Genomic DNA, 24,047 nt, shown 5'->3' with positions numbered 1-24,047 from the left:
AAGAAAATATTAGCCTTAAGATTTGCAACTATATTTCACTGAATTGTTCTGGTTTTTCTTCTTGATTCTCAAATAGAAATTTATACATTTGTTCTTTGAGAAATTCTTTTGCTTTTGGGTCAATTAGATTTAAGCGGTATTCATTGATCAAGATGGTTTGATGCGCTAACCATGCTTGCCAAGCTTGATTAGAGATTTCAGCATGAATTTTTTTACCTAGCTCACCAGGTAGTGGCTGAAATGGAATTGCATCTAACTCTTTGATGATATTTTTACAAAAAACTTTTGTCATATGATTTTACTTCTTTAATCTTAAATACATCGTTTAGGTTTAGGCAAGCCAGCTAATTTAGCTGCTTGTACGGCTGGTGATACTGGAAATAAAGTTTGTAAATATAGACTATTACCTATTTTTTCATCATATTTTTCTTTCAAAACTTTTACAAGCTCTCTAATTGCTGGCGATTTATTGGTTTGTTGATAAAATTGACGTAAAAATTCTATAATAAGTATGTGATCTTGTGTGAGTGATATATTTTCTTGTGCAGCAGCTAAATTGCAGAAATTTATATCCCAACTTACAAAGTCAAGTAAAAAGCCGTGCTCGTCTGTGTTGTAGTTATCCATAAATATGGTAAAATTTGATATTAGTTCTTATTATCTACAATTATATCAAACTATAGTAATTGTTTTAATCTATAAAAAGGCATATTTGATGAAAGTTACATTATATACAACAAAGTATTGTCCATATTCTCTTAGAGCGAGAATTGCTTTATCAGAAAAGAAAATAGCAACAGATATCGTAGAGGCTGGGGATTTAGAACCAGGTATGATCAAGAAAATCTCTCCTAATGGTGTTTTCCCTGTTTTAAGGGAGAAAGACTATAATATTAATAATAGAAAAGCATTGTTAATCTATATAGATGAGAGGTTTCCTGCTCCAAGTTTGTTACCAAGTGTGGTCAATGAGCGTATAAAGATACGCTTATCGCTTGATAAGATTGATAACGAGTGGTATCCGGTACTAGATCAAATTCGCAAGAACAGAACAAACGAGGCGAAGCTTAAATCGATATTCAAAGATTTAAAAGAAAGTTTATTAGTGATGGAGAAAGCTTTTACTGGATCAGAGTTTTTTATATCTTCTGGCTTTACTCTAGCGGATTGTTATATCGCTGCTTTGATTATTTGTTTAGAAGCAGAAGGATTTATTCTAGATGAGGAATACAGTGCAATTTATGAATATAAGAGAAGGCTCTTTACTAGAGATTCCGTTAAAAAAGCTAACCTAAAAGGTGGTGCTGGTGAATCATTACTTAAAACTCTAAGAACACATAGATAAGGATGTAAGGTATGTGGTATCAAAGTTTTATAAATTTTGTGTTTTTTGCCTTTAGTACTTTGTTAGTTGTTGCTGCTATAATCTTTGTAATTGGCAGTTTTTTTTCATTATTAAGCAAAGCAAAACAAGAAGCTGCAAGGCTAGCTAAAGGTAAGCTTGAGATAAATAAAATAGCAACTGAATATAAACAGACTAAACAACAGCTTTTAGAGACCTTACTTGATAAAAAAGAGTATAAAAAGTTTTTAAAGGATCAAAAAGAATTAAATAAGCAAAATAAACCAAAACAAAAAGCTTTTGTTCTTAATTTTAAGGGTGATATCCATGCTTCGCAAGTCGAAAACCTACGTAATGAAGTTTCAGCTGTCTTAGCAGTAGCTAACCCAGAGAATGAGATTATTGTCAGGATAGATAGTCCAGGAGGTGTTGTTAATGGTTATGGTTTTGCAGCAGCGCAACTAGAGCGTATTCATCAGTCTGGAATAAATCTGACAGTTTGTATTGATCAAGTTGCTGCAAGTGGTGGCTACATGATGTCAGCTGTTGCACATAAAATAATAGCAGCACCATTTGCTATAGTTGGCTCTATTGGAGTTGTTGGCACTATTCCTAATATTAGAGAATTACTTGAAAAAAACGGCATCAATGTTGAAATGCATACTTCTGGAGAGTATAAGCGTACATTAACCACAGTTGGTGTTAATACGGAAGAAGGACGTAATAAGTTTAAGCAAGATTTAGAGAATATTCATGAGCTATTTAAAAAACATATTCTGGTATATAGACCAAGTCTAGATATTAATAAAGTAGCTACTGGCGAATATTGGTTTGGTAAAGATGCCCTTGAGTTAGGCTTGATTGATAAAATTCAGACTTATGATGATTATTTAATCGATTTACTTAACAAACAGTATGATGTATATGAAGTAAGTTATGTTATAAAAAAAGAAAAGGGGTTCTTAAAGTCTAAGCTTAATATGCTTAAAAGAACTATGGCAAACTTATTGTATGCATGTAAAATAAATATAGGATAAAAGTGTTATCTCTCACTACACATCAGCAACTTCTTGATAATTTTCTCAAGCAAAAAGCTAAGCAGATGCTTCATCATGCTTTTATATTCAGAGTAGAGGATGCTGTATTGATAGATAACTTTATTAACTCGTTGTGTCAATTATTGTTAAGTGAGAAAATACTTAGTTATAATGACTCACCGTATATCAATATAGCAGCGATTGAAAAGGATGAGATTAAAGTTGCAGAAATAAAAAAAATAATCAAAAATTGTGAGCTGACTGCACATAATGATTTAGCAAAGATTATTATAATTCAAGAGCTTGATTTATTAAATGAATCAGCTGCTAATGCATTATTGAAGACATTAGAAGAACCAACACGGGATACTTTTTTTTTGATGTTTACAAGAAACTATAATGATGTTTTAGCAACTGTCAAAAGTAGATCTTTAGTTTATGATATCAAATTTACTCAAAACGATAAGTATAATTATCTAAACTATGCATTTGATATGTCAAAAGATGATATTGAAAAGTCATTACAAATGACACGTAATGATATAAATGTAATTGCTAAAATTAAGCTTGAACAACATTTTTGGCAACTGCGAAATAACTTGATCAAAGTGCTAGCTAATCAGGTTAATCTAAATGTGTTTCTGAAAGAAGCTAATCCACATTTTAAGGATACTCTTTATTGGTTAACTAGTATAGTTATAGATGTTTATTACTATAAACTTGATGAGCAAAACCAAGATATCGCAAACTATGATAAACTAGCAGTGATAAAATATCTTGCGGCTAAATTTGATGTTGATTATATATACAAACTGTATTCTAAGGCTCTAGAGGCACAAAGCTATTTTGTAAAATTGAAAAATGTAGACAAAGAGTTAGTCCTAGAAAACTTAATATTAGAAATTATAAAATAGGTAAAATAAAATGGATGTAAAACAACAACAAAAATTAAAGGCTCAAGCACACAGCTTAAAGCCAGTCGTTCTGATGGGTGAGAAAGGCTTAACAGAAAATGTAATTTTAGAGATTGACTTAGCTTTGGCATCACATCAATTAATAAAGATAAAAGCAAGTCGTTTACCTAAAGAAAAAAGCAACAAATTGCCAGTGAAATTACTCAAGTCACAAAGTCTGAGCTTGTGCAGATTATTGGTAATATTATAGTCTTATACAGAATAAACCCAAATAAAGATAAAAGATAGGTATAATATGAATTTTCCAATATCACGTCCACGCAGACTTAGGATTACACAAGCTTTTCGCGATATGGTTGCCGAGACGACTTTAAATGTTGATGACTTGATGTATCCAATATTTGTCGTACATGGTCAAGGCATTAAAAAAGAAATTTCAAGTATGCCAAATCAATATCACTGGTCAGTAGACAGACTTGATGAGTTGGTTGACCAAGTTGTCAAGGCTGAAATAAAAAGTCTAATGATATTTGGTGTACCAAAAACTAAAGATCTTGTTTCATCGGAGAATTACGATCCTAATGGTATAACACAACAAGCAATTAGAAAAATTAAACAAGTTGCTCCAGAGCTTGTAGTAGCTACAGATGTGTGTATGTGTAGTTTTACACCACATGGGCATTGTGGGATTTTAGATGAGTATGATTATGTTGATAATGATAAAACATTAGAAATATTACAAAAAATAGCTGTTTCTCATGCACAGGCTGGAGCAGACATTGTAGCACCAAGTGGGATGATGGATGGGCTGATAATTGCGATGCGACAAGCTTTAGATGAAGCAAATTTTGAGACTGTAAGTATTATGTCATATTCTGTCAAATATGCATCTGCATATTATGGCCCATTTAGGAATGCTTGTGGTTCATCACTTAAGGGTGATCGTAAAACTTATCAGATGGACTATCGTAATAAGAAAGAAGCAATCCGTGAAGCGCTTGCAGATATTGAGCAGGGTGCAGATTTTATTATAGTCAAGCCAGCATTAAGTTATCTGGATATCATAAATGAGCTAAATCATATTGTAGATTTACCAATAGCAGCATATCATGTCAGCGGTGAGTATGCGATGATAAAAGCTGCCGCTAGTGCTGGTTTAGTTGATGAAAAGGAAATCACTATTGAAACGCTTATATCGATGAAAAGAGCGGGCGCTAAAGTGATACTTACATATACTGCTTTAGATGTGGCTAATTGGTTTAAATGTTAAAATATGATAAATATAGCTTTATACGAACCGGAGATTCCGCCTAATACGGGGAATATTATTCGCCTGTGTGCTAATGTTGGAGCTAATTTGCATCTTATTGAGCCTTTAGGCTTTAAGTTAGAAGATAAACAACTAAGAAGAGCAGGTTTAGATTATCACGAGTTTGTCGATCTGAAGATTTATAAAAACTTTGCTGAGTTTTATCAAAAAAATAAAGATAAGCAAATTTGGGCATGTACAACCAAAGCAAAACAATATTATCATCAAGTGGATTTTGGTTGTGATGACATTTTACTTTTTGGCCCTGAAACTCGAGGTCTACCTGCAGATGTATTAGAGCTACTTAAACAAACACACCTTAAGATACCAATGCATAAAAATAGTCGTAGTTTAAATTTATCAAATTCTGTGGCGGTTATTTTATATGGTGCTTTAAACAACATCGGTTTTGAGAAATTAGGATTGTTATAGTATAGTAATAGCCTATAAATTCTGCCTTTTAATCGTTTTTATTGTTATATTAATTTTTTAGTAGTTTTTTCTAATCTTGATGTAGAATTATGCATTCGATCAGGGTCTATTATATTTTAGTTAATAGTAAATATTATGCAATCGATATTTTAAAAAACTATAGTTGCTATAGCTATATTCTTATTGTCATATTTAGTTGCTTTAGCAGCTTTACCAAATGTTTACATTGTCACAACTGGTCGTATACTATTGCAGAAATTGTAAAATCATCAACTGCTGCTGTCTATAAAGCTGGAAGTTTATCAATTAATGATATTTTAGAAAAAGAACCAGCTTTTAGTAAATTAGCGAATATAAAATCTGAACAATTTTGTAATATTGATAGTGTAGATATGACAAGAATTAAGCTTTCTGAGTACGTACAAAAACTAATAGATGATCCAATATTGATGCTGTGATTATTACTCATGGTAGTTATAGTATATATTATGGTACAAACAGCATTTTTTCTTAATCAAGTTTTAGATATAAAGGGGCTATAACAGATTTACATCATTAAATAGTGATCACTTATGAATTTATATGATGCCTTAGTTACTGTCGTGAACAAACAGTCGATTGGTAAGGGTGTCTTAGTTGTGATGAATGAAGAAATTTTAACTGTAAATGATGTGGCTAAGACTAATACAACAAATGTTGATGCATTTAAAGCTCCAAATTATGGTAAATTAGGCACATTAATAATTAATGATGTTGATTATTATCAAAGTCCTAAATATGTTGGTAATATATTAAATATCGATGATTTGCAAAAATAACTGCCTTACCCAAGGTTTAAGTTATTTATGAATCAAGCTGACATTTCTGCGTAGTTTTTAGATAGTGTGTTGGCTATCAAAGGGTTAGAGGGTATAGTCCTTGCAGATCTTGGTGATGGTAATATTCCATCTGATCAAGGATATTTTCTTATGAAAGCACGAGCTAAAGGTATTGTAGTGGTACGTTCAAGTTATATAGGTTTTGGTAAGGTTACCCATAATTATAATAATTTAGATGACAAATTTGATCTTGTATCCTCAGGGGACTCTTTCGCCAGAAAAGGCGAGGATATTTTTGCAATTGGGCTTAATAAAAACACATAATCTTAAAAAGATTCAAAAACTATTCGATAGATTTTAGTAAGTTAATAAATAAAAGTTGTTTTATTTACTAAGAAGTTTTCTTTTAAATGGCGATAAACTAAAGAAAAAATGTAACAACTATTATGCTATAACTATCACCAAAAAGAGCTGAGTATAGTTATCTAATTATGATACAAGCGTTTCTGAAGAAACTTGCTCTTTGCTAACAGCTGTTATTTGTGCAACTAGGCCACCTAATATTGAGGCAAATGCTAAACCACCATATTCCTATCATAAAGCCATTAACTTTAGCTGAAGCAAATCGAGTAAACATCGATAACCCTATTGCTGATATCAGAAGTTCTCCTAATGACTTGTAAAACATAGCTAGCAAATAACCAATATAATAAAAACAACGCTATTATCAGTAGTAAATTTAGAAATGTAAAGTAATATAAAAGATAAGCTTATAACAACTAATCCTATAGAAAATTTACTGTAGATACTTAGAGTGAATTTTGTATTGTTTAAGTGAACATAATACTTCGCTAGAATTGGGCTTAGTACAAATATCCAGAAAGGGTTTAAGGCTTGAAAAATCTCTGAAGCTATAGTGACTCCTAAGATTAGATGATTAGTATTTTTAATTGTGAAAAGATTTATTGAAGATGCCATTTGTATATATAAAATCTTATATACTATGGCATCACACATTAAAATTAGTGCTAGCATCATCTTGTAGAAGTAACCATTTTTTTATATACAAAAGATAGATATATAAATAAATACACATGCTATAAAACTAAGAATAACTATTAGTTTAGCTACAAATAAATAAGCTAATCTTTAACTATATTTATCATCACTGCTACACCTATAATGACCCAAAATAGGTAATATAAGTTAAGCTTTTTGCACCAGCGTATGTTAAAATATGTTTCATTGTAAAGCTAAAGCCTACAAAAGTTGCTATAGTAAAGATTAAAGCCATAGAGATAACAACAAAACTAGTTGAATACCATAAACTTTTGTAATTATTGGTATTGGTAAGTTACCTAATTAATGAGCCGCGAGATTAATAGCCATATAAAAAAGTGTAAAAATATTGCTAATTTGTCCGGAATCGCTATGGTCATAACATTAGATACTAGGCTTTCTGGGTTTGACTTAAATAGCCCTGTGCCCACACAAATCAAAGACAGCCACCATAAAGTTGTCTCTTTATCGTAAGCCCCAAGACAATAGTTTGTTTTGCTCCTAAGATAAAGTCGTCAATATAAACACCTAAGGCAATAAAAGCATATACTAAAGCGGCAAAGGCTGCATATAGGTTACGATTGCTTGACTTTAATTTAAATGAGTACTTCCTTTTTGCAAATAGACAACTAAAATAGCTACTAGAGCTTGATAACCAAAGTGTTAAAAATAGTATAAAAAGCCTTTGGTCGCTTGAAGATTTTTAACATAAATTTACTTCCAACTAAAAATTATTAAATCTTAATGCTTAATTATTCAAAAAGAAAATGATTGTTACAAGTAATTAAAGATTATCATGAGTTGAAATTTATCTCTTACATTCTATCTGGAATAGAGATACCTAATAAATCTGAAGCAATTGTCATAGCTTTAACAGTTGCCATACATAGAGCAATTCTTGCTTTTTTAAATGACTCATCATCAAGATTAGTAATAGGACAATTAACATAGAATTTGTTAAAACTGTTAGCTAATGAGTATGCGTACTCACAAATATGATGTGGTTGAGAATTTTCATAAGCTCTTTGTACAGCAATAGGAAACTGTATTAATTGTAACTGGAGTTTTTCTTCATGTTCATTATGTGCATTTACAACTTTGTAATATTTTGTTAGAGATTGGATATCATAGTTTTCACCAAATATTTTTCTAAGAATTGATTTGGCTCTAACTGCAGTATATAAAAGATAAGGGCCTGTTTTACCTTCATGCTGCGCAAATTTTTCTAAATCAAAGATATAATCATTAGCATAGTTATTGACTAGGTCACCAAATTTAATAGTTGCCATAGCTATTTGATCAATAATGCTATCATCGTGCTCGTCAGGCATTCTGTTTTTGGCATATTTTTTTGCTTGAGAAATTAAATCTGCCAAATGCATCACACCACCTTCACGAGTTTTGAAAGGGCGACCATCTTTGCCATTAACTGTGCCGAAGGCTACGTGTTTAAGTTTACATTTTTTACTGACAACTTTTGTTCTCTCAGCAACGCTAAATACTTGTTTAAAATGAAGAGACTGTCTTTTATCAACTACATAGATTATTTCATCTGGATCAAGATCTCTACTGCGTTGCCACAAAGCAGCTAGATCTGTAGTACCGTACATAACACCACCGTCTTTTTTGATGACTATAAGAGGTGGTACACCATCTTTATTCGTATCTATAACCCAAGCATCTTGATCTTCATAGATAAAATTATTAGCTTTAAAGTAATTAATCATCTCATTGACAAATTTATTAGCATCACTTTCACCTAACCATAAATCAAAATGTACATCTAAGCTATCAAAATCTTTTTTAATTGCAGCGGTCGAAATTTTTACAAAATGTTGCCAAAGTGCAACATAGCCTCTGCGGCCTTGTTGTAATTCAAAGGTAGCTAGCCTAACTTTTTCCATTTCAATTATGTCAGATTTATATCTTTTCGAAGCACGAGGATAAATTTCAGCTAGCTCTTGAACAGTTACTGGTGATTCAGAAGGATACTCTCCAGTATAAGTTTCATCAAAATATGCAAGTTGTGGCGATTGTAGTTTTATTTCTTTTATAAGCATACCCATTTGCGTACCCCAATCACCTAGGTGTACATCAGAGACAACAGTATTATCGTAGAAGCGATGGATCCTTTGTAAAGCATCACCTAAAAGTGCAGATCTAATATGACCAACATGCATCGGTTTAGCAACATTAGGACCACCAAAGTCAAGAACTACTTTTTTAGCTGATAAGTAATTTTGAGCACCAAACTTAACGGAATTTAAAAACTTATCTGTAGTATTAGCTAAGAATTTTGGTGCTAAAGTCATGTTTATAAAACCTGGTTTAGCAACTTCTAGTTTTGCAAAAACATCCTCGGCATCAATATGCTTTACTATCTCTTCGGCAATTATAAAAGGTGGTTTTTTAGCAAATTTAGCTAAAGGCATAGCTCCATTACACTGAAAATGTCCCAAACCTTCACGAGTTGAGGTTACAACTTTAGCAAAACTTTCTGCATAACCTAGTTTTTGGAATACTTTTGCAAGAATTTCTGATAAATAATTTTCTATATTCATTAAAATAGCCCAATTGTTTTGTTATATCTAAGAGTTTTAAGTTAGAATGGAAATATCTTTCAAATATAGATATAATATCACGGTTATTTTAAAAAACTCAATAAATTAAGGCTCTCAAAGGTCAATTATGTTAAAAGGGATTTATAAGTATCTGTTGATGTGTTTTGGCACTGTATTGTTTACAGTGCAAGCAAATGCTGCGCGGATAATAAGCAATAGCCCTATTAAAGAAGATTGGCAGTGTAAAGTTGTCGACGGCGAGTGGAGTTGTAAAAGAGCAAAGAAGCCAAAAAATGTTTTCAGTAAAGAGCTTACTACAGCAGAAAAAGAAAAAGCTATTGCAGATGATCTGGCATGGGTTAAGAAACCATCATATTTTGTTGGTGGATACTACAGTAACGATAGTCAGTTTACTAAAGCATTATGTGAGTCTAAAAAGACAGATCTTAGTTATGAGAGATCTGAGTTTGATAATGATGGTACATTAATAGTATCTGGAAATGTCCAAGTACTACAATGTGATCAGGAACTGTATGGTAATAATGCGATAATAAACTTAAATGATAATAACAGTGCTATAAGGTCGCTAGTTATGATTGGTGATGTTATCGCTAAGCAACCATCGACAGGTATAGTTATCCGTACTACAGAATTAGATGCTGATATGATGGATAAAACTTATAGTACCGGTGAAGCATATTTTAGGTTAGCACGAGAAATGCCTGATACTCGTATATATGATAAAGATCATTTTAGTGGTTATTTACGTGGTTATGCTAAGACATTCAAAAAAGAAACTTCAGGTGACCTAATACTCACTGATGGATATATTACTTCAGGTGATCCTTATGATAATGCTTGGAAAATTATCGGTAATAATATCGATATAGATACAAATACTGGAATGGCATATGTAAAGAATGGTTATTTTGAAATCCAAGATATTCCAGTAATGTACGTGCCATTTTTTTCATATCCAATTAATAATCAAAGAAGATCTGGTTTCTTATTTCCAAGTTTTGTGCAAAATGCTAATTCTGGTATTGGTTTATCGGTGCCTTATTATTTTAATCTTGCACCTAATTATGACTTGTTACTAAATAATGTTATATGGTCTGAAAGAGGTATAATGGAAAATGGTATATTGCGTTATATGACTAAATATTTCCAAGGTCAGTTTGAGGGCTCAATAGTGCCTTATGATTTTAAAGAAGGAAAAATGCGTGGCGCCTTTGCCTTATCAACTACAGGTCAGTATGAAAATTTTAATACAAACTTGAAATATGAGTATGTTAGTGATAAGAACTACTATAATGATTTTTCAGCTGGAAATATTAACTTAGTCACAAAGACATTATTAGATAGAGAGTTTAATCTAAACTATGGTAATGATTATATCGATTCTGGTATAACTGTATTAGACTATGGTGTTGTGAATCCAACTATTGACCTTGCGAATATACCTTATGCTAAACTTCCTGAGGTGAGGTTTAATATAACATCAGATGGTTACACTCTTGATTATGTGACACTTAGTGCAAATACCCTAAATACATATTTTTACAAATCACCATGGCCAATTAATCCCAGCGTGAGTTCTGTAGAAGGAACTAATGTGAGTGGTTTTAGATCTTATGAAGCTCCAAAGATAAAAGGAAATTTTGCTAATAACTGGGGATATCTAAACCCATCATTAGAAGTACCTATTCGTTATTATCAATTAAATAATAAAGCTACAGATACTATTCAATTTAGTAAAAGTAGTGTGACTAGTATATTACCGATATTTAATATTGATGCAGGGATGTATTTTGATAGAGATTATACTACTGAGAATGGTTCATACACTCAGACCATAAGACCTAGACTATTTTATACTTATATCCCTTATCAGAATCAGAATGATATCCCTATATTTGATACGAACTTACAGAATGAGCAATATATGCAAATGTTTCAAGTGAATAGGTTTACCGGTTATGATAGGATTAATAATGCCAACCAGTTAACATATGCACTAGAGTTTTACACTACTAGCAAAGATGATGGAAGTACTTTAGCATCTGCTAAAATTGGTCAGATGGTGTATTTTGCTGATAGAAAGGTTAATTTGTGTCAAGGAAACTCAGCTTGTCCATATCCTGACTTGGAAGATCCATATTCAAAAGATATGTTCTCACCTGTTATGCCATCTTTTGAGTTTCAGGTTATGAAAAATATTTATCTTTCAGCACAAATTAACTATAGATTCCAAACTCAAAAAGTAGGTTATCAAGTCTATCAATTATCATATAAGGATGAAAATGAGAATATTTTCAATATTTCATATAACAATATTTTAGACAACTGGAACTTTATTACTCAGGAGCAAATAAACCAGGGACAAATGCCTCCATCTCAAGAAATTATCACTCTCTCAACAGTTCTAAATGTTACTGATCATTGGGGCATTACAGCATTATGGAATTATAACTTTAAACAAAAGCTAATCTCTAACGTATTTGCAGGTGTTCAATATAATGCTAAGTCTTGGGCAGTTAGAGCTCTATGGCAAGCAAGTGCATATACCAATCAAGATCCTAACAATCCAACAAAACTTGGTGATTTGACTAATACTTATATGGTGGAATTTGAGTTAAAAGGCCTTGGAGGTATTGGTAATACTAGTGATATATCTTCACGTCTACAACAAATAAATGGTTATAAAGTAGGAGAGTGGGGAGGAGGAGTGTAATGAAAAAGTTAACGATAATTATTTCGTTGGTACTCATGTTAACTAATGCTTATTCAGATATATCTCCGGCTATGTTTCAAAACTCTTTTGATTCTGGTATTGATGCTACATCGTCAGTGTCAATCAATACATCAGATAAAAAGTATCTTGTAAACAAGACAGTTGCCATAGTAAATAGTAAACCAATTACATCTTTTGAGTTAGATCAAGAAGTTGCTAAGCTAGAAGCAATGCAGCCAAATTCAACTTTTAATACAGATCCTCTAAAACTAAAAAGACAGGCGCTACAAGATTTAATATCTCAAAGTGTTTTATTACAACTTGCAGAGCGTAATAATATTACAATATCTAACCAACAATTAGATACCGCAATACAAGATATTGCTGCAAAAAATGGTGTATCGATGGGGTCTTTAAAGCTTAATATCGAAGCAGCTGGGATGTCTTTTGATAGTTATAAAAAAAGAATTAGGGATCAGCTAATGATAAGCCAACTACAACAGCAAGCTATAGCACAGCAAGTATACGTTTCTCCTGAAGAAATACAGAAGTATATTAAAAAACATCAAAAACAGTTTAATAGAGAAATGGCGCCTATTAAGTTATATACGCTTAAAAATCTTATTGTGGCTTTACCAGATTCTAAAAAAGTGCGCCAAAAGAAAATAGATTTATTTAAAAAACTAGCTCTTGCTATCAATGACGGTGGTATTGATTTTTCTGAAGTTGTTAAACAGTTTTCCCAAGCTTCAAATGCAATCTCGGGAGGTATAGTTAGTCAACAGGTTAAGCTTGATTCAATACCTGAGATATATAAGAAATATGTAAAAGGACTTAAAAATCATCAAGTATCTCAACCTTTTATAGTTAATAATACATTGCAAATGATATATATAGATAATCTTGATGAAAAAGCACCAATTTTAAGTAAAAAAGTGATAAAGTATTATGTTTATGCCATAGAGATAAAGCTCAATGATAGTATGACCGAGGAGGGTGCTCAAAGTTCTCTTGAAAGAGCAAGACTTACTATTGAGAGCGGTCAAGAATTTGCTAAAGTTGCGATGAAATATAACCAAGATTATAATCATCCTAATGGTAAATTTAGCTGGGTATCAGAACTTGATAGTCCACCTTCATTACCTCCTGCTGCGTTTGCACAAATTAAGCAATTAAAAGAAAACGAGTTATCAAAACCTTTTCAAGCTGATGGTAAAACTTGGATGATTATTAAATATACAAAAACCAAAGAGTATGATGCTGCTGAGCAGCTTAAAGAACAAAAAGCATTAGAAGCAATATTCTCTGAAAAAGCTCAAGAAATTTATAAAACTTGGCTAACATCAATGAAAGATGATGCATATATAGAAATACTCGAAGAAGATTTAAAAACACCTGAACTTTACTAAAATGCAATATAAGACAAAGGCAGAGAAATCGCTAGGACAGAATTTTCTCCAAGATGAAAATATAATTCGTAAGATAGTTCAGCTAGCTAATATAAAAAAGCATGATATAGTCGTCGAGATTGGACCTGGTTTAGGGGCTCTGACAAGATATTTACTTTCAAGTAGTGATAATGTCAGTGTTATTGAGTTTGATACAAGTATTATCGATACATTGGTAGCAAATTGCCAAAAATATGGAACTTCGCGTGTATATAATCAAGATTTCTTGAAATTTGATATGTCTTCTTTGGAGAATACATCAAATCAAAAAATAAAACTAATAGGTAATCTTCCTTACAATATTTCCTCACCAATCCTTTTTAAAGTAATCAAAGATAATGAGAAAATTGTTGATGCTCATTTTATGCTACAAAAAGAAGTTGTTGAAAGAATTGTTTCTTTGCCTAATAGTAAATCCTATGGAAGATTATCGGTGATATTACAGTATCACTTTGACTGTAATATGATTTTAAAAATTTCTCCCAAAGTTTTTTATCCACAGCCTAAAGTTGACTCGGCTATTCTACGACTTAAACCTAGAAATAATAAATTATTGCTAAAAAACTACAATTTTTTTGAAGAAATTGTCAAACAAAGCTTTGCGCAACGTAGAAAAACTTTGCATAATAACTTAAAGTGTATATTAAAAAAGCGAAAAATTGATCCTAACACACTGCCTGTAGATACTAATCTTAGAGCAGAGAATTTAAGTGTTGAAGATTTTGTCAACTTAGTAAACTTTTTAAGTTAAGGCATAACAAGATGGCTACATATGTTATCGGTGATGTACATGGTTGTTACGATGAACTGCAATTATTACTACAAAAGATAAATTTTGATATACAAAAAGATAGGCTTATTTTTACTGGTGATACTATTAATAAAGGTCCTAAGTCCCTTGAGACTATAAACTTTATCATGTCTTTGGGTGATTCAGCACAGGTCACTTTAGGTAATCATGAAATATTATTTTTAGCTGTTAGTTATAATTATTTACCATCAAACAATAAAAATAACTTTAATGATGTTATCAAAGCAAAAAAGCTAAAGGAAATTCAAGATTGGTTGTGTAATCAAAATCTTTTAATAAGAATTAATGATATTTTTATAACTCACGCAGGAATTCCACATATTTGGTCACCTAAAAAAGCAATGAAAATAGCAAATGAAGTCGAGTTTGTGCTAAAAAACCAAACAACCAGAAGACTTTTATTAGCAAATTTTTTTAACAATGAAGGTGATAAATGGGATAAGGAATTAGAGGGTATTGAAAGATGGTTATGTATTCTTAACTACTTCACACAGATGAGAACTATTGATAAAAATGGTCGCTTGAACCTTAAATTTAGTTCAACTATCGATCAGATACCTGAAAACTTTAAACCATGGTTCAAATTAAAGCATAAGAAATTTACAGATAACTATAAGATAATCTTTGGACACTGGGCAGCTATCAAAGGTGAGACAAAAGATAGCAATGTAATAGCTTTAGATACAGGATGCGTATTTGGAGGTAAGCTTAGTTGTTATTGTATTGAGACAGATAAAAAGTATGCAGTCAAAGCACTTAAAAGCTATAAGGATATTTAGATATATGGATATTTTAGTTATTAATGGACCAAATCTTAATCTATTAGGCACTCGACAACCAAAGTTTTACGGTCATAAAACTTTAGCTGATATTAACAGTGATTTGTTAGAAACTGCCAAAAAGAATAATATAAGTATTGATTTTTACCAGAGTAATCATGAGGGTGAAATTGTTGATAAAATACAGCAGACAGCTGCAAAAATCATCATTATAAATCCTGCGGCTTACACATATACAAGTGTTGCAATAAGAGATGCTTTTTTAGCTATAAATAAGCCTTTTATTGAAATACATTTGTCTAATATATATAATAGGGAAGAATTTAGGACTAAATCGCTTCTATCAGATATAGCTTATGGATGTATATTTGGGTTTGGACCAAATGGTTACATATTAGCTTTAATAGAAGCAATAAATTATATAAATATGAAAGGAGAGTAGAAAAAATGGATTTACTAAAAACGATTGATAGAGTGGCTGAAATTCTTAATTTAAGTGATATAAAGGAAATCAGAGTTAAAGATGGTGGTTCAAGCATCTTTATGACAAAAAATAATACAGCAGCTATTACAAGTGTAGTTTCTGCTGCACCTGTTGCCAGCAGTATTACTCCTGCAGCTTCAGCGACTCCTACTGCTACTTCAACGGTTATTCCAGTAACACCTAAAGTAGATACAGTTGAAGAAATACATGGTGAAGAAATTAAGTCTCCAATGGTAGGTACTTTCTACAGTGCATCTTCACCTGACGCTGCTGCTTATGTTAAGGAAGGTCAAGAAGTTAAAAAAGGCGATGTGCTATGCATTATCGAAGCAATGAAAATTATGAATAAGATTGAAGCAGAAAGAACAGGTAAAATTGTTAAAGTGATTGCTAAAGATGGTGAGCCTGTTCAGTTTGATCAACCTCTGTTTATTATTGAATAATAAGCTATAGGTGATAATTGAAATAGAGACTTCACAGTATAAACTTTTTAAAGGTAATACAAAATGATTAAAAAAGTACTGATTGCCAATAGAGGTGAGATAGCTCTTAGGATTTTAAGAGCTTGTAGAGAGTTGGGAATTAAGATAGTTGCTGTGTATTCTACAGCTGATACTAACCTTATGCATGTTAAACTAGCTGATGAAGCAGTTTGTATAGGCCCTCCTGCTCCTAATCTTAGTTATCTAAATATCCAAGCTATTATAACTGCTGCTGAAATTACTAATGCTGATGCGATACATCCAGGTTATGGTTTCTTGTCAGAAAATGCAAAATTTGCTAAAGCTGTTGAAGAAAGTGGCTTCATATTCATCGGTCCGCGTGCAGCAAGTATAGAGATAATGAGTGATAAAGTTGAAGCTATCAAATATATGAAAAAAGCTGGTGTCCCATGCGTACCAGGTTCAGGCGGTCCATTAGGAAGTGATGAAAAGAAAACCTTAGAAATTGCTGATAAAATTGGCTACCCAGTTATCATTAAAGCTGCTGCTGGTGGCGGTGGTCGCGGGATGAGCATCGTTAGAAAGAAAGAAGATCTTATTAGTGCTATTTCTCTAACAAAGAGTGAAGCGAGGATAGCTTTTAATAATGATATGGTTTATATGGAAAAATTCCTAGAAAATCCTCGCCATATTGAAATCCAAGTTTTTGGTGATGGTGAAGGTAATGCTGTATATTTATTTGAAAGAGATTGCTCTACTCAAAGAAGACACCAAAAAGTTATTGAAGAAGCTCCAGCAATTGGTCTTACTGATGAGGAAAGAAAGCGTATTGGTGAGCAGTGTGTTAGCGCATGTAAGATATTAAAATATCGTGGAGCTGGTACTTTTGAATTCTTGTATGAGAATGGTGAATTCTACTTTATTGAGATGAATACTAGAATTCAGGTAGAGCATCCTGTTACTGAGTCAATTACTTCTACAGACCTTATCAAAGAGCAAATCAGAGTTGCTAATGGTGAAGGTCTAAGCTGGAAACAAGAAGACATTGCTATAGTAGGACATGTAATTGAGTGTAGAATAAACGCAGAAGATTCTGAAAGAATGATTCCTTCACCTGGTAGGATTGATATGTATCATCCGCCAGCAGGGCCGAGAGTGCGTGTAGACTCGCATATATATTCAGGTTATGTTGTTCCACTAAACTATGACTCAATGATAGCTAAGGTTATTGTGCGTGGTCATAATAGAGAGACAGCGTTACAGAAAATGCGTGCGGCTTTAGAAGAAATGGTGATTAATGGTATTAATACAAATATACCACTTCATCAAGAAATTCTAAATAATGAAGATTTTATTAAGGGTGGAACTAATATTCACTTCTTAGAGAAATTATTAGAACAAAAAACAAAGCTAAATAACTAAATCTATCTTTATATACATCTGCATTTAATTTTTACCTTTTTTCTTATATAATTTTGACTATTATTAAATAAATTAGTTAATTGTAAAATTTTATGCATAATTTTCAAACTTTTCTAAAAAGTGTTAGAGATTCTCAACAGCTTAAACGAGAAACTATAGCTGATGCTATTAATTTATCATTAGAAACTATACAACTTATAGAAGAAGCTGATAATGATAGTCTATTACTAAATTCTAGTAGTGTACTTAAGAATCAAATTAGAAGATATTGTGAATACTTAGAAGTTCCTGAGAAAAAAATAGTATCAATACTTAATAAAATTGATGTCCTTTTTTATAAAAAATCACGCTATGGTAAGTTGAAGTTTTTTGACTATATCAATAGATTAACAATATTAGTAATAGCAATAGCAATAACTATTTTAGTGACTCAATATATTAGAGAAAACATCGATATTATAACTCCAGAAAATTCAAAGACTGCTATTATCTATACTCCGATCAATTATGATATTGATAATTCTAAGCAACAACAGCCATCTCTACCTTCAAATACTAGTAATGCGAAAACTACTGATAATATAAATACTAATAAAGCTACTCAGCTACCAGCAGCTACATATACTTCAGCAGTAACACCAAAAACACTAGTAGCTCATCCACCACCGACTACTGCAAATATCAATAATGTCATGATTGATGACGAAACAACACCACAGCAATCAGAATAGTTAGATACAAATATAAAATTTTGGATATACCTAATTTATAAAATGAATCTTTTAAATAAACTTACTACTAAGAGTTGAGAACTATTCTACTACATATATACTTTTGATTGACTTTGTTATATGTTTAGTTCTTAGCGTGGTTATATCCTTTACTAGGAAATCTTTTAGTAATTAAGCATTAAAATATACAATTAGATATTAATTTGTAAAATCATTTAAACTGACACTGTATTTAATTATTTAGTCGTATTTTTAAAAAACATGTGTTGATTTACCTGTTATAGTTCATTTACCAGATTATAAAGAAGTTATTGTTTCATACTCAGAAAAAATTTTTGATTTTTGTATTTATTTAGCAATTATTATTAGTTTACTGAGGTTTTTGTATAAAAGTAAAATATTGCTATCGAAAATAAAAAACCTGAAAAAAAGATTATTATGATGGTTTTAGAGATATCAATGCTATATTTCAAGCTTTAGAGCTTAGCACTATAGTGATCAGTGATATTGATGGCAGCTTTTCGTGTGCCCATTACCGCTTTTGGGGCTTTCAGTGAGGTTTCTTTTGCTGGTTTAACTCTTTCACAAAGTACTCTTCTGACAAATTTATTTGGTGACTTATTTGTAGTATTTAATCGTAAGTATTCTGAGGATGATATTATTTCTTCAGACATAAATTCAGCAATTAAATTTAGTAGATACCATCAAAAAAATTGGCATTTTAACTACTAGAGTTGATAATTATGAAACAGCATCAATGCATATACCAAACTCGGTATTTCCGAATACTTGTATAACTACAACATCGCGTCTAACGCATACGCATAGTATAGTTTATAAATATTGATTATAAACATATCGATAAAATTGCTATTATCAAATAAAAAATTTTAGAAATAATTAAATCACATACAAATATTGATGAAAATAAAACTCTAGCAGTCTCATTAGTATCAGGAGGTACCAATATTTCTGGTAAGTCAGAGGGAAGTTTTGGTAGTAGTGGTATTAATATACAAATTTATGCGATGGTTAATAAAGTTTTTTATGATTTTATCAACGTTCAGGATGAAATTCTTATAAATCTTGCTAAAGAATTAAACGACTTAAACATAGAATTTGCGATAAATCCAGTTATGCTGCACAAATATTAATAATCTAATCTAAAATGCTGAGATTTTTTATGTCGCTAATACCCTCTAAACTCATAAGTAGTCTATCAAAACCTAAAGCAACTCCGGAACATTCAGGAATATTTTCTAAACACTCCAGAAGTTTAGTATCAATATCTAAAAGAGTTTTTTGTTGTTGTTTTCTTATTGCAAGATCATTCTCAAAGCGCTTTAGTTGCTCTTTTTTATCTATAAGTTCATAGTAACCATTTGCTAGTTCTATACCATTATAAAAAACTTCAAATCTTGTGGCAACTAATTGGTTATTTTTATCATTAACTCTTCTAGCTAGAGCTGACTGATGGACTGTATAGTCATAGATAAAATAAACAGTATTGTGCTGATTGAGGTTTTTTTCGATTTTATAACTAAAAAGAATATCCAAGCAATCTGCTATAGTTGGATTTTTTAAGCCTTGAATCTCACCAATATTTTCTCTAACTAGTGCTTGTAGTTCAGATAAACAAATATCGTGTGGATTAATGTTATAATATTTTTCAAATGCTTCTTGATAGCTTAAGTAGATAAACTCTAAATTTACTTTAAGTATAGCAAATAACTTTTGCATTTCCTGCATTAGTTGAAAGTAATCTATACCAACACGATACCATTCTATCATTGTGAATTCGTGTTTATGTAACTTACCACAAGGTTCATCACGAAAAGCTTTACAAATTTGATAAATACTACCACTACCAGCCGCAAGTAATCTTTTCATTACATATTCTGGAGAGCTTTGCAGATATCTTTTTCCAGCTACTGTATTTATACCAAATACATCTATAAATGGATCAGTAACCGCATAATCATATGCTAGAGGGGTATCTACTTCTAGGACATCTAAATTTTTGAAAAAGTTACGAATCTTTGCAAGATATTCAGCACGTTTTTTAATATTTTCTAAACTCATTTTATAACTCTAATTTTATTAATATTAGCTAGTTGAAATTCACAATAATTATTATTTTCATCTATGATTTTTAATCTAAGATCTTTAGAAATACCTTTAGCGATACCTTGATAGCTTTGATCAGCACAGTTAAAAATAATTTTTTTATCTAAGATATAATCATAATTAGCTAATTGTGCTAGCGCAGTGGTATCACTTGTATCAAAGCTATCAATAATGCTTTTAACTAAATCAACTATAACCCTATAGGAGTTTAATTGTTGGTTATTTATGTTTGATAAAGATGTCCATTCGCTATCAATATTTTCATCAGTATTTGTCATATTGACATTGATACCTACTCCAATAATAATATTAAAACTATCTTTTTTGATATTATTAGTTTCTATGAGTATCCCAGCAAGTTTTTGATCTTGAAAATAAATATCATTTGGTAATTTTATTTTTAGGTATTGTTGTAGATTTTTCGGTATATATTTTTTGATAGCTGCTAAGACCCTTAAGGCTATTTTGACACTTTTAAGTGAATCAGTTGTGATAGCAGAATTACAATGAAATGCTAATGTTGAGTAGATATTACCTTTATCTTCAGAAATCCACTTATAACCAAGACGACCACGACCTTTTGTTTGCTTATCTACATAACAAAAGTGATATTTATGTGTCAAATTTGTCGCTAATAAGTAGTCATTTGTTGAATCTATAGTTGGAAAATATTCAACTTTTATATCATCTATATACTGGTTAAGTTGTGTTGTTATGTAGTGATGATTTTTCATTTTTCGATAGTTTTAATATTAAGTGATAGATTTACCTGTCCTAAGAATTCTTCTTTTTGTAACTTATAGCAGGCCTTTATAGAGTCGCCGATAGCTAGCTGTTCTAGTATTTTATTATCAGCAGCATTAAACCATATTGCTTTGATTGATGATAGATCTTTATAGCGTAATACTAGCTGAGCATGAATTTTATCTTTACCAACTAAGCGTAAATTTTCAATCATAAATTGATTACAAAACAAAGGTTTTTCAAATTCTCTGCCAAAAGGTTCTAAAACATCGATTTTATCTAAAGTTTCTAAGTCAAAATGATGCTCTTCAAGCTCAAAATCATATTCTATGCTAGGCTCGAGAATTATATTTTGCTTAGTAACAATATCAGTTATTTCGCTTTCAAATAATTGATAGAAGTTGTTAAAATCAGATTTTTTTATTGTTAAGCCTGCAGCGGCCTTTATGACCACCATATTTAATGATTAGTTGTGGTTGTTTAATAGCTATACTATCTAAGATAGTTTTGATATGGATATTGTCTATACTTCGTGCTGATCCAGATATTATAGTTGAGTCATGTTGCGTTTGCGAGAAGATAATTACTGATTTACCAAACATTTCTTTAATTCTACTTGCTGATATGCCATGAATTCCAGAATGACCATCATCCAGAAGTATACATAAAGAGTTTTTTTGCTGATTTAATTGATCCGCTTGAGCTATGGCTTCTTGAGTAAGTTTTTTTTGAATTTCTTTGCGCTGGTTGTTTTGTTGTTTGAGATTATCAAAGATATCTTCTATTTTGTACTCATCTTCCTCGAGTAAAAAGTTAACAGATCCTAAAGCATCAGAAACTCTACCATCACTATTTAGAATTGGTACGATACTAAAACCAATATATTCACTTGATAGTTTGTCTTTATCTAGAAAGTCCCAGCATAAGCGTTGGTTATTTTTAAATTGATCGATACCAAATTTTGTTACAATACGATTATTGTGACTAGTTGCCATACTTACACAATCAGCGACTGTACCAATAGCAACAAAATCTAACAAATTACTTAAACCATATGTTTGAGATATTACTTTGTTATTTTGTAGATACTTTCTGCGTAGTGCAACCATAAAAAGCCAGACGACCATACAACCAGCGATAGCTTTATCAGGATAGTTGCAGTCTTGTTGAGTTGGATTAAGTACTGCTATAGCGCTTTTAGGCGGACCTTCGAGTGGGATAGCATGATGATCAGTTACAATTATATCTATACCATTTTGTTTAAGGATGGCAATCCTTGGCTCATCTGTAGAACCATTATCAGCTGTTATGATTAAACTTGGTCTTATTTTATCTGTAAGAATTCTATTCACTAGCGACTCTGATAAACCATAACCTTCCTGTAATCTATGACCAATATACGAGCGGATTTTTTCTTTAGGGTAACCAAATATTTTTGTTAAAGCTTCATATAAAATTGCGTGTGAAGTCTGACCATCACAGTCATGATCAGTTTCTAATCCAATAACTTCATTATTTTGTAGTGCCTGATAAAGTCTTTCTACAGCTTTTTCAATATCTTTGAATAAAAATGGTGATGATAAATCTTTGATTGAACCATTTAATATTAGCTCAATATTATCTATTTCACTTACTCTAGCTGAGATTATTTTTGCTGTAAAAGAATTATAGCCTTTAGCTAGTAGAGTACTAAAAATATTGTTATTAATTTTTTTTGTTTGATTAGCATAGATTTATATCAGCCTGATTTTTTTTACCTTTCAGATGATTTCTAAACATATTTACACCTGAGATAAATAGCAGACCTAGTGGTATTGCAAAGAATATTCCCCATAGCCCCCATATGCCACCAAATATGAGAATTGCCGAAACAACGCCTACAGGATGCATATCTAGAACTTCTGAGAAAAGTAGAGGCACTAACAAATTACCATCAAGTGCTTGGATTATAAAAAACACTATCAACATCGATACAAAAGTACCATTTAAGCCAAACTGCAAAATTCCTACCATTACAACAGGAATTGTAATAATTACCATGCCAACATAAGGAATTATTACTGATAAGCCAACTCCAACAGCTAAAAGTACAGCATAGTTTAGATCAAAGTAGGCAAAACCAATATATGTAAGAGTAGAAACGATAATAAGTTCGATTGCCTTTCCTCTTACGTAGTCAGCTAGTTTTGGTTTTAGATCATTCCAAACATAGTATAAAGCGCCATTTTCTTCTGGTAAAAATGATTTAAACCAATTAATCATTTTTTCTTTATCTTTGAGAAAATAAAAAACCATTAATGGTACTAGAAACAGGTAAATTAGTACAGAAAATAAAACTGGTAATGTTGTTGCAGTATTTTGTAAAATAAAAGAACCAACATTTGAGCTAATTTTTTTCCAATCAATACTATCAAACCAACTTACGATAGAATTGATACGTTCTTCTGTAAGGATTGTAGGATATTTTGCTGATAGTTCCTCTAAACTAGTTTTTAAACTTGATAATATATGTGAAGCTTGTTTTACAAAGTCAATAAGCTGATTAATGATAATTGGTAATAATACAAATATTAGTGATAGAAGTGCTATCAAAAACATAATATAAACAATATATACTAAAACTATACGCTTAAGCTTAGTGACTTTTTGTAAAATATTTACAAAAGTATCAAGTAGATATGCAATTACTAGTGCAGCTAGTATTGGAGCTATATAATCCCCTAAAAAAGTTAAAACTAGATAAAAAAACAGCATCAAACCAACAAACACTATTGGTTCATTATTTTGATATCTGTTTTGGTACCAATCTTTTATAGTTTTTAAAAGCATTTAATTATAAAAAAATTGTTAAT

At 31.2% G+C, this 24,047-nt stretch carries 20 protein-coding genes and 4 pseudogenes; 16 read left to right on the top strand and 8 right to left on the bottom strand.

The features are described from left to right. Positions 1-28: 28 nt before the first annotated feature. Complete coding sequence (locus tag C9379_RS07020; RefSeq protein ID WP_070083806.1) at positions 29-292, bottom strand: oxidative damage protection protein; 264 nt, start codon at positions 290-292, stop codon at positions 29-31. 20 nt (positions 293-312) lie between these two features. Beyond that, positions 313-627: a TusE/DsrC/DsvC family sulfur relay protein gene (locus C9379_RS07015; protein WP_143384527.1), complete on the bottom strand. Its 315-nt coding sequence runs from the start codon at positions 625-627 to the stop codon at positions 313-315. Positions 628-712: 85 nt separating this feature from the next. Between C9379_RS07015 and sspA the strand changes: the two genes are divergently transcribed. The 7 genes and pseudogenes from sspA to C9379_RS08915 all read left to right on the top strand — a co-directional run bounded on the left by sspA (position 713) and on the right by C9379_RS08915 (position 6,213). After that, positions 713-1,345 carry a transcriptional regulator SspA gene (gene sspA / locus C9379_RS07010; protein WP_143384528.1) on the top strand — a complete coding sequence of 211 codons (633 nt, stop codon included), beginning with the start codon at positions 713-715 and terminating at the stop codon, positions 1,343-1,345. Positions 1,346-1,356: 11 nt separating this feature from the next. Beyond that, on the top strand, positions 1,357-2,379 hold the full coding sequence (gene sohB, locus C9379_RS07005; RefSeq protein ID WP_143384529.1) for a protease SohB: 1,023 nt from the start codon (positions 1,357-1,359) through the stop codon (positions 2,377-2,379). 2 nt (positions 2,380-2,381) lie between these two features. Then, the gene (locus tag C9379_RS07000) at positions 2,382-3,293 is read left to right on the top strand and encodes a DNA polymerase III subunit delta' C-terminal domain-containing protein (protein ID WP_143384530.1); all 912 of its coding nucleotides are present in this window, start codon (positions 2,382-2,384) and stop codon (positions 3,291-3,293) included. A gap of 10 nt (positions 3,294-3,303) precedes the next feature. Continuing rightward, positions 3,304-3,581 (top strand): annotated as a pseudogene (gene yhbY, locus C9379_RS06995) (ribosome assembly RNA-binding protein YhbY). Between the two features lie 7 nt (positions 3,582-3,588). After that, on the top strand, positions 3,589-4,563 hold the full coding sequence (gene hemB / locus C9379_RS06990; protein WP_143384531.1) for a porphobilinogen synthase: 975 nt from the start codon (positions 3,589-3,591) through the stop codon (positions 4,561-4,563). Between the two features lie 3 nt (positions 4,564-4,566). Next, positions 4,567-5,034, top strand: coding sequence for a tRNA (uridine(34)/cytosine(34)/5-carboxymethylaminomethyluridine(34)-2'-O)-methyltransferase TrmL (gene trmL, locus C9379_RS06985; protein WP_143384532.1), 468 nt, complete (start codon positions 4,567-4,569; stop codon positions 5,032-5,034). A gap of 159 nt (positions 5,035-5,193) precedes the next feature. Then, a pseudogene (locus C9379_RS08915) lies at positions 5,194-6,213 on the top strand (asparaginase domain-containing protein). Between the two features lie 329 nt (positions 6,214-6,542). Here C9379_RS08915 and C9379_RS06965 read toward each other — a convergent pair. Both C9379_RS06965 and argS read right to left on the bottom strand, forming a co-directional pair. Continuing rightward, positions 6,543-6,869 (bottom strand): POT-type proton-dependent oligopeptide transporter, encoded by a 327-nt coding sequence (locus C9379_RS06965; protein WP_343377574.1) that lies wholly within the window; start codon positions 6,867-6,869, stop codon positions 6,543-6,545. Positions 6,870-7,726: 857 nt separating this feature from the next. Beyond that, positions 7,727-9,472 (bottom strand): arginine--tRNA ligase, encoded by a 1,746-nt coding sequence (argS, locus tag C9379_RS06960; RefSeq protein WP_143384533.1) that lies wholly within the window; start codon positions 9,470-9,472, stop codon positions 7,727-7,729. A gap of 127 nt (positions 9,473-9,599) precedes the next feature. Between argS and C9379_RS06955 the strand changes: the two genes are divergently transcribed. From C9379_RS06955 to C9379_RS08910, 9 genes and pseudogenes are all read left to right on the top strand, one after another. Next, entirely contained in the window at positions 9,600-12,206 is a 2,607-nt protein-coding gene (locus C9379_RS06955) for an LPS-assembly protein LptD (RefSeq protein ID WP_343377566.1), read from the top strand. Then, positions 12,206-13,615, top strand: a complete 1,410-nt coding sequence (locus C9379_RS06950; RefSeq protein ID WP_318263211.1) for a SurA N-terminal domain-containing protein — start codon at positions 12,206-12,208, stop codon at positions 13,613-13,615. The genes C9379_RS06955 and C9379_RS06950 overlap by 1 nt, the downstream gene beginning before the upstream one ends. 1 nt (position 13,616) lies before the next feature. Beyond that, the gene (gene rsmA, locus C9379_RS06945; protein WP_143384536.1) at positions 13,617-14,405 is read left to right on the top strand and encodes a 16S rRNA (adenine(1518)-N(6)/adenine(1519)-N(6))-dimethyltransferase RsmA; all 789 of its coding nucleotides are present in this window, start codon (positions 13,617-13,619) and stop codon (positions 14,403-14,405) included. An 11-nt stretch (positions 14,406-14,416) separates the two neighbouring features. After that, positions 14,417-15,244, top strand: coding sequence for a symmetrical bis(5'-nucleosyl)-tetraphosphatase (locus tag C9379_RS06940; protein WP_143384537.1), 828 nt, complete (start codon positions 14,417-14,419; stop codon positions 15,242-15,244). A 4-nt stretch (positions 15,245-15,248) separates the two neighbouring features. Beyond that, positions 15,249-15,686, top strand: a complete 438-nt coding sequence (gene aroQ, locus C9379_RS06935; protein WP_143384538.1) for a type II 3-dehydroquinate dehydratase — start codon at positions 15,249-15,251, stop codon at positions 15,684-15,686. Between the two features lie 5 nt (positions 15,687-15,691). Further along, a complete protein-coding gene (gene accB, locus C9379_RS06930) occupies positions 15,692-16,171 on the top strand; it encodes an acetyl-CoA carboxylase biotin carboxyl carrier protein (protein ID WP_143384539.1) in 480 nt (159 codons plus the stop codon). A gap of 63 nt (positions 16,172-16,234) precedes the next feature. Next, positions 16,235-17,593, top strand: coding sequence for an acetyl-CoA carboxylase biotin carboxylase subunit (gene accC, locus C9379_RS06925; protein ID WP_143384540.1), 1,359 nt, complete (start codon positions 16,235-16,237; stop codon positions 17,591-17,593). 92 nt (positions 17,594-17,685) lie between these two features. After that, positions 17,686-18,324 carry a helix-turn-helix domain-containing protein gene (locus tag C9379_RS06920; protein ID WP_143384541.1) on the top strand — a complete coding sequence of 213 codons (639 nt, stop codon included), beginning with the start codon at positions 17,686-17,688 and terminating at the stop codon, positions 18,322-18,324. A gap of 42 nt (positions 18,325-18,366) precedes the next feature. Continuing rightward, positions 18,367-19,478, top strand: a pseudogene (locus C9379_RS08910) (mechanosensitive ion channel domain-containing protein). Between the two features lie 4 nt (positions 19,479-19,482). On the opposite strand, the gene epmA reads toward C9379_RS08910, so the two are convergent. The 4 genes and pseudogenes from epmA to C9379_RS06890 form a co-directional block, all read right to left on the bottom strand. After that, positions 19,483-20,406, bottom strand: coding sequence for an EF-P lysine aminoacylase EpmA (gene epmA / locus C9379_RS06905; RefSeq protein WP_143384542.1), 924 nt, complete (start codon positions 20,404-20,406; stop codon positions 19,483-19,485). Continuing rightward, positions 20,403-21,185 carry a biotin--[acetyl-CoA-carboxylase] ligase gene (locus tag C9379_RS06900; RefSeq protein WP_143384543.1) on the bottom strand — a complete coding sequence of 261 codons (783 nt, stop codon included), beginning with the start codon at positions 21,183-21,185 and terminating at the stop codon, positions 20,403-20,405. The genes epmA and C9379_RS06900 overlap by 4 nt, the downstream gene beginning before the upstream one ends. Then, positions 21,182-22,924, bottom strand: a pseudogene (gene recJ / locus C9379_RS06895) (single-stranded-DNA-specific exonuclease RecJ). Before recJ ends, C9379_RS06900 begins: the two are co-directional and overlap by 4 nt. Further along, positions 22,918-24,024, bottom strand: coding sequence for an AI-2E family transporter (locus tag C9379_RS06890; RefSeq protein ID WP_143384544.1), 1,107 nt, complete (start codon positions 24,022-24,024; stop codon positions 22,918-22,920). Before C9379_RS06890 ends, recJ begins: the two are co-directional and overlap by 7 nt. Positions 24,025-24,047 lie beyond the last annotated feature (23 nt).

Source organism: Francisella-like endosymbiont, assembly GCF_003069505.1.
Taxonomy (GTDB): domain Bacteria; phylum Pseudomonadota; class Gammaproteobacteria; order Francisellales; family Francisellaceae; genus Francisella.
The sequence above is the reverse complement of the archived record's forward strand: the minus strand, read 5'-3'. Positions and strand labels throughout refer to the sequence as shown.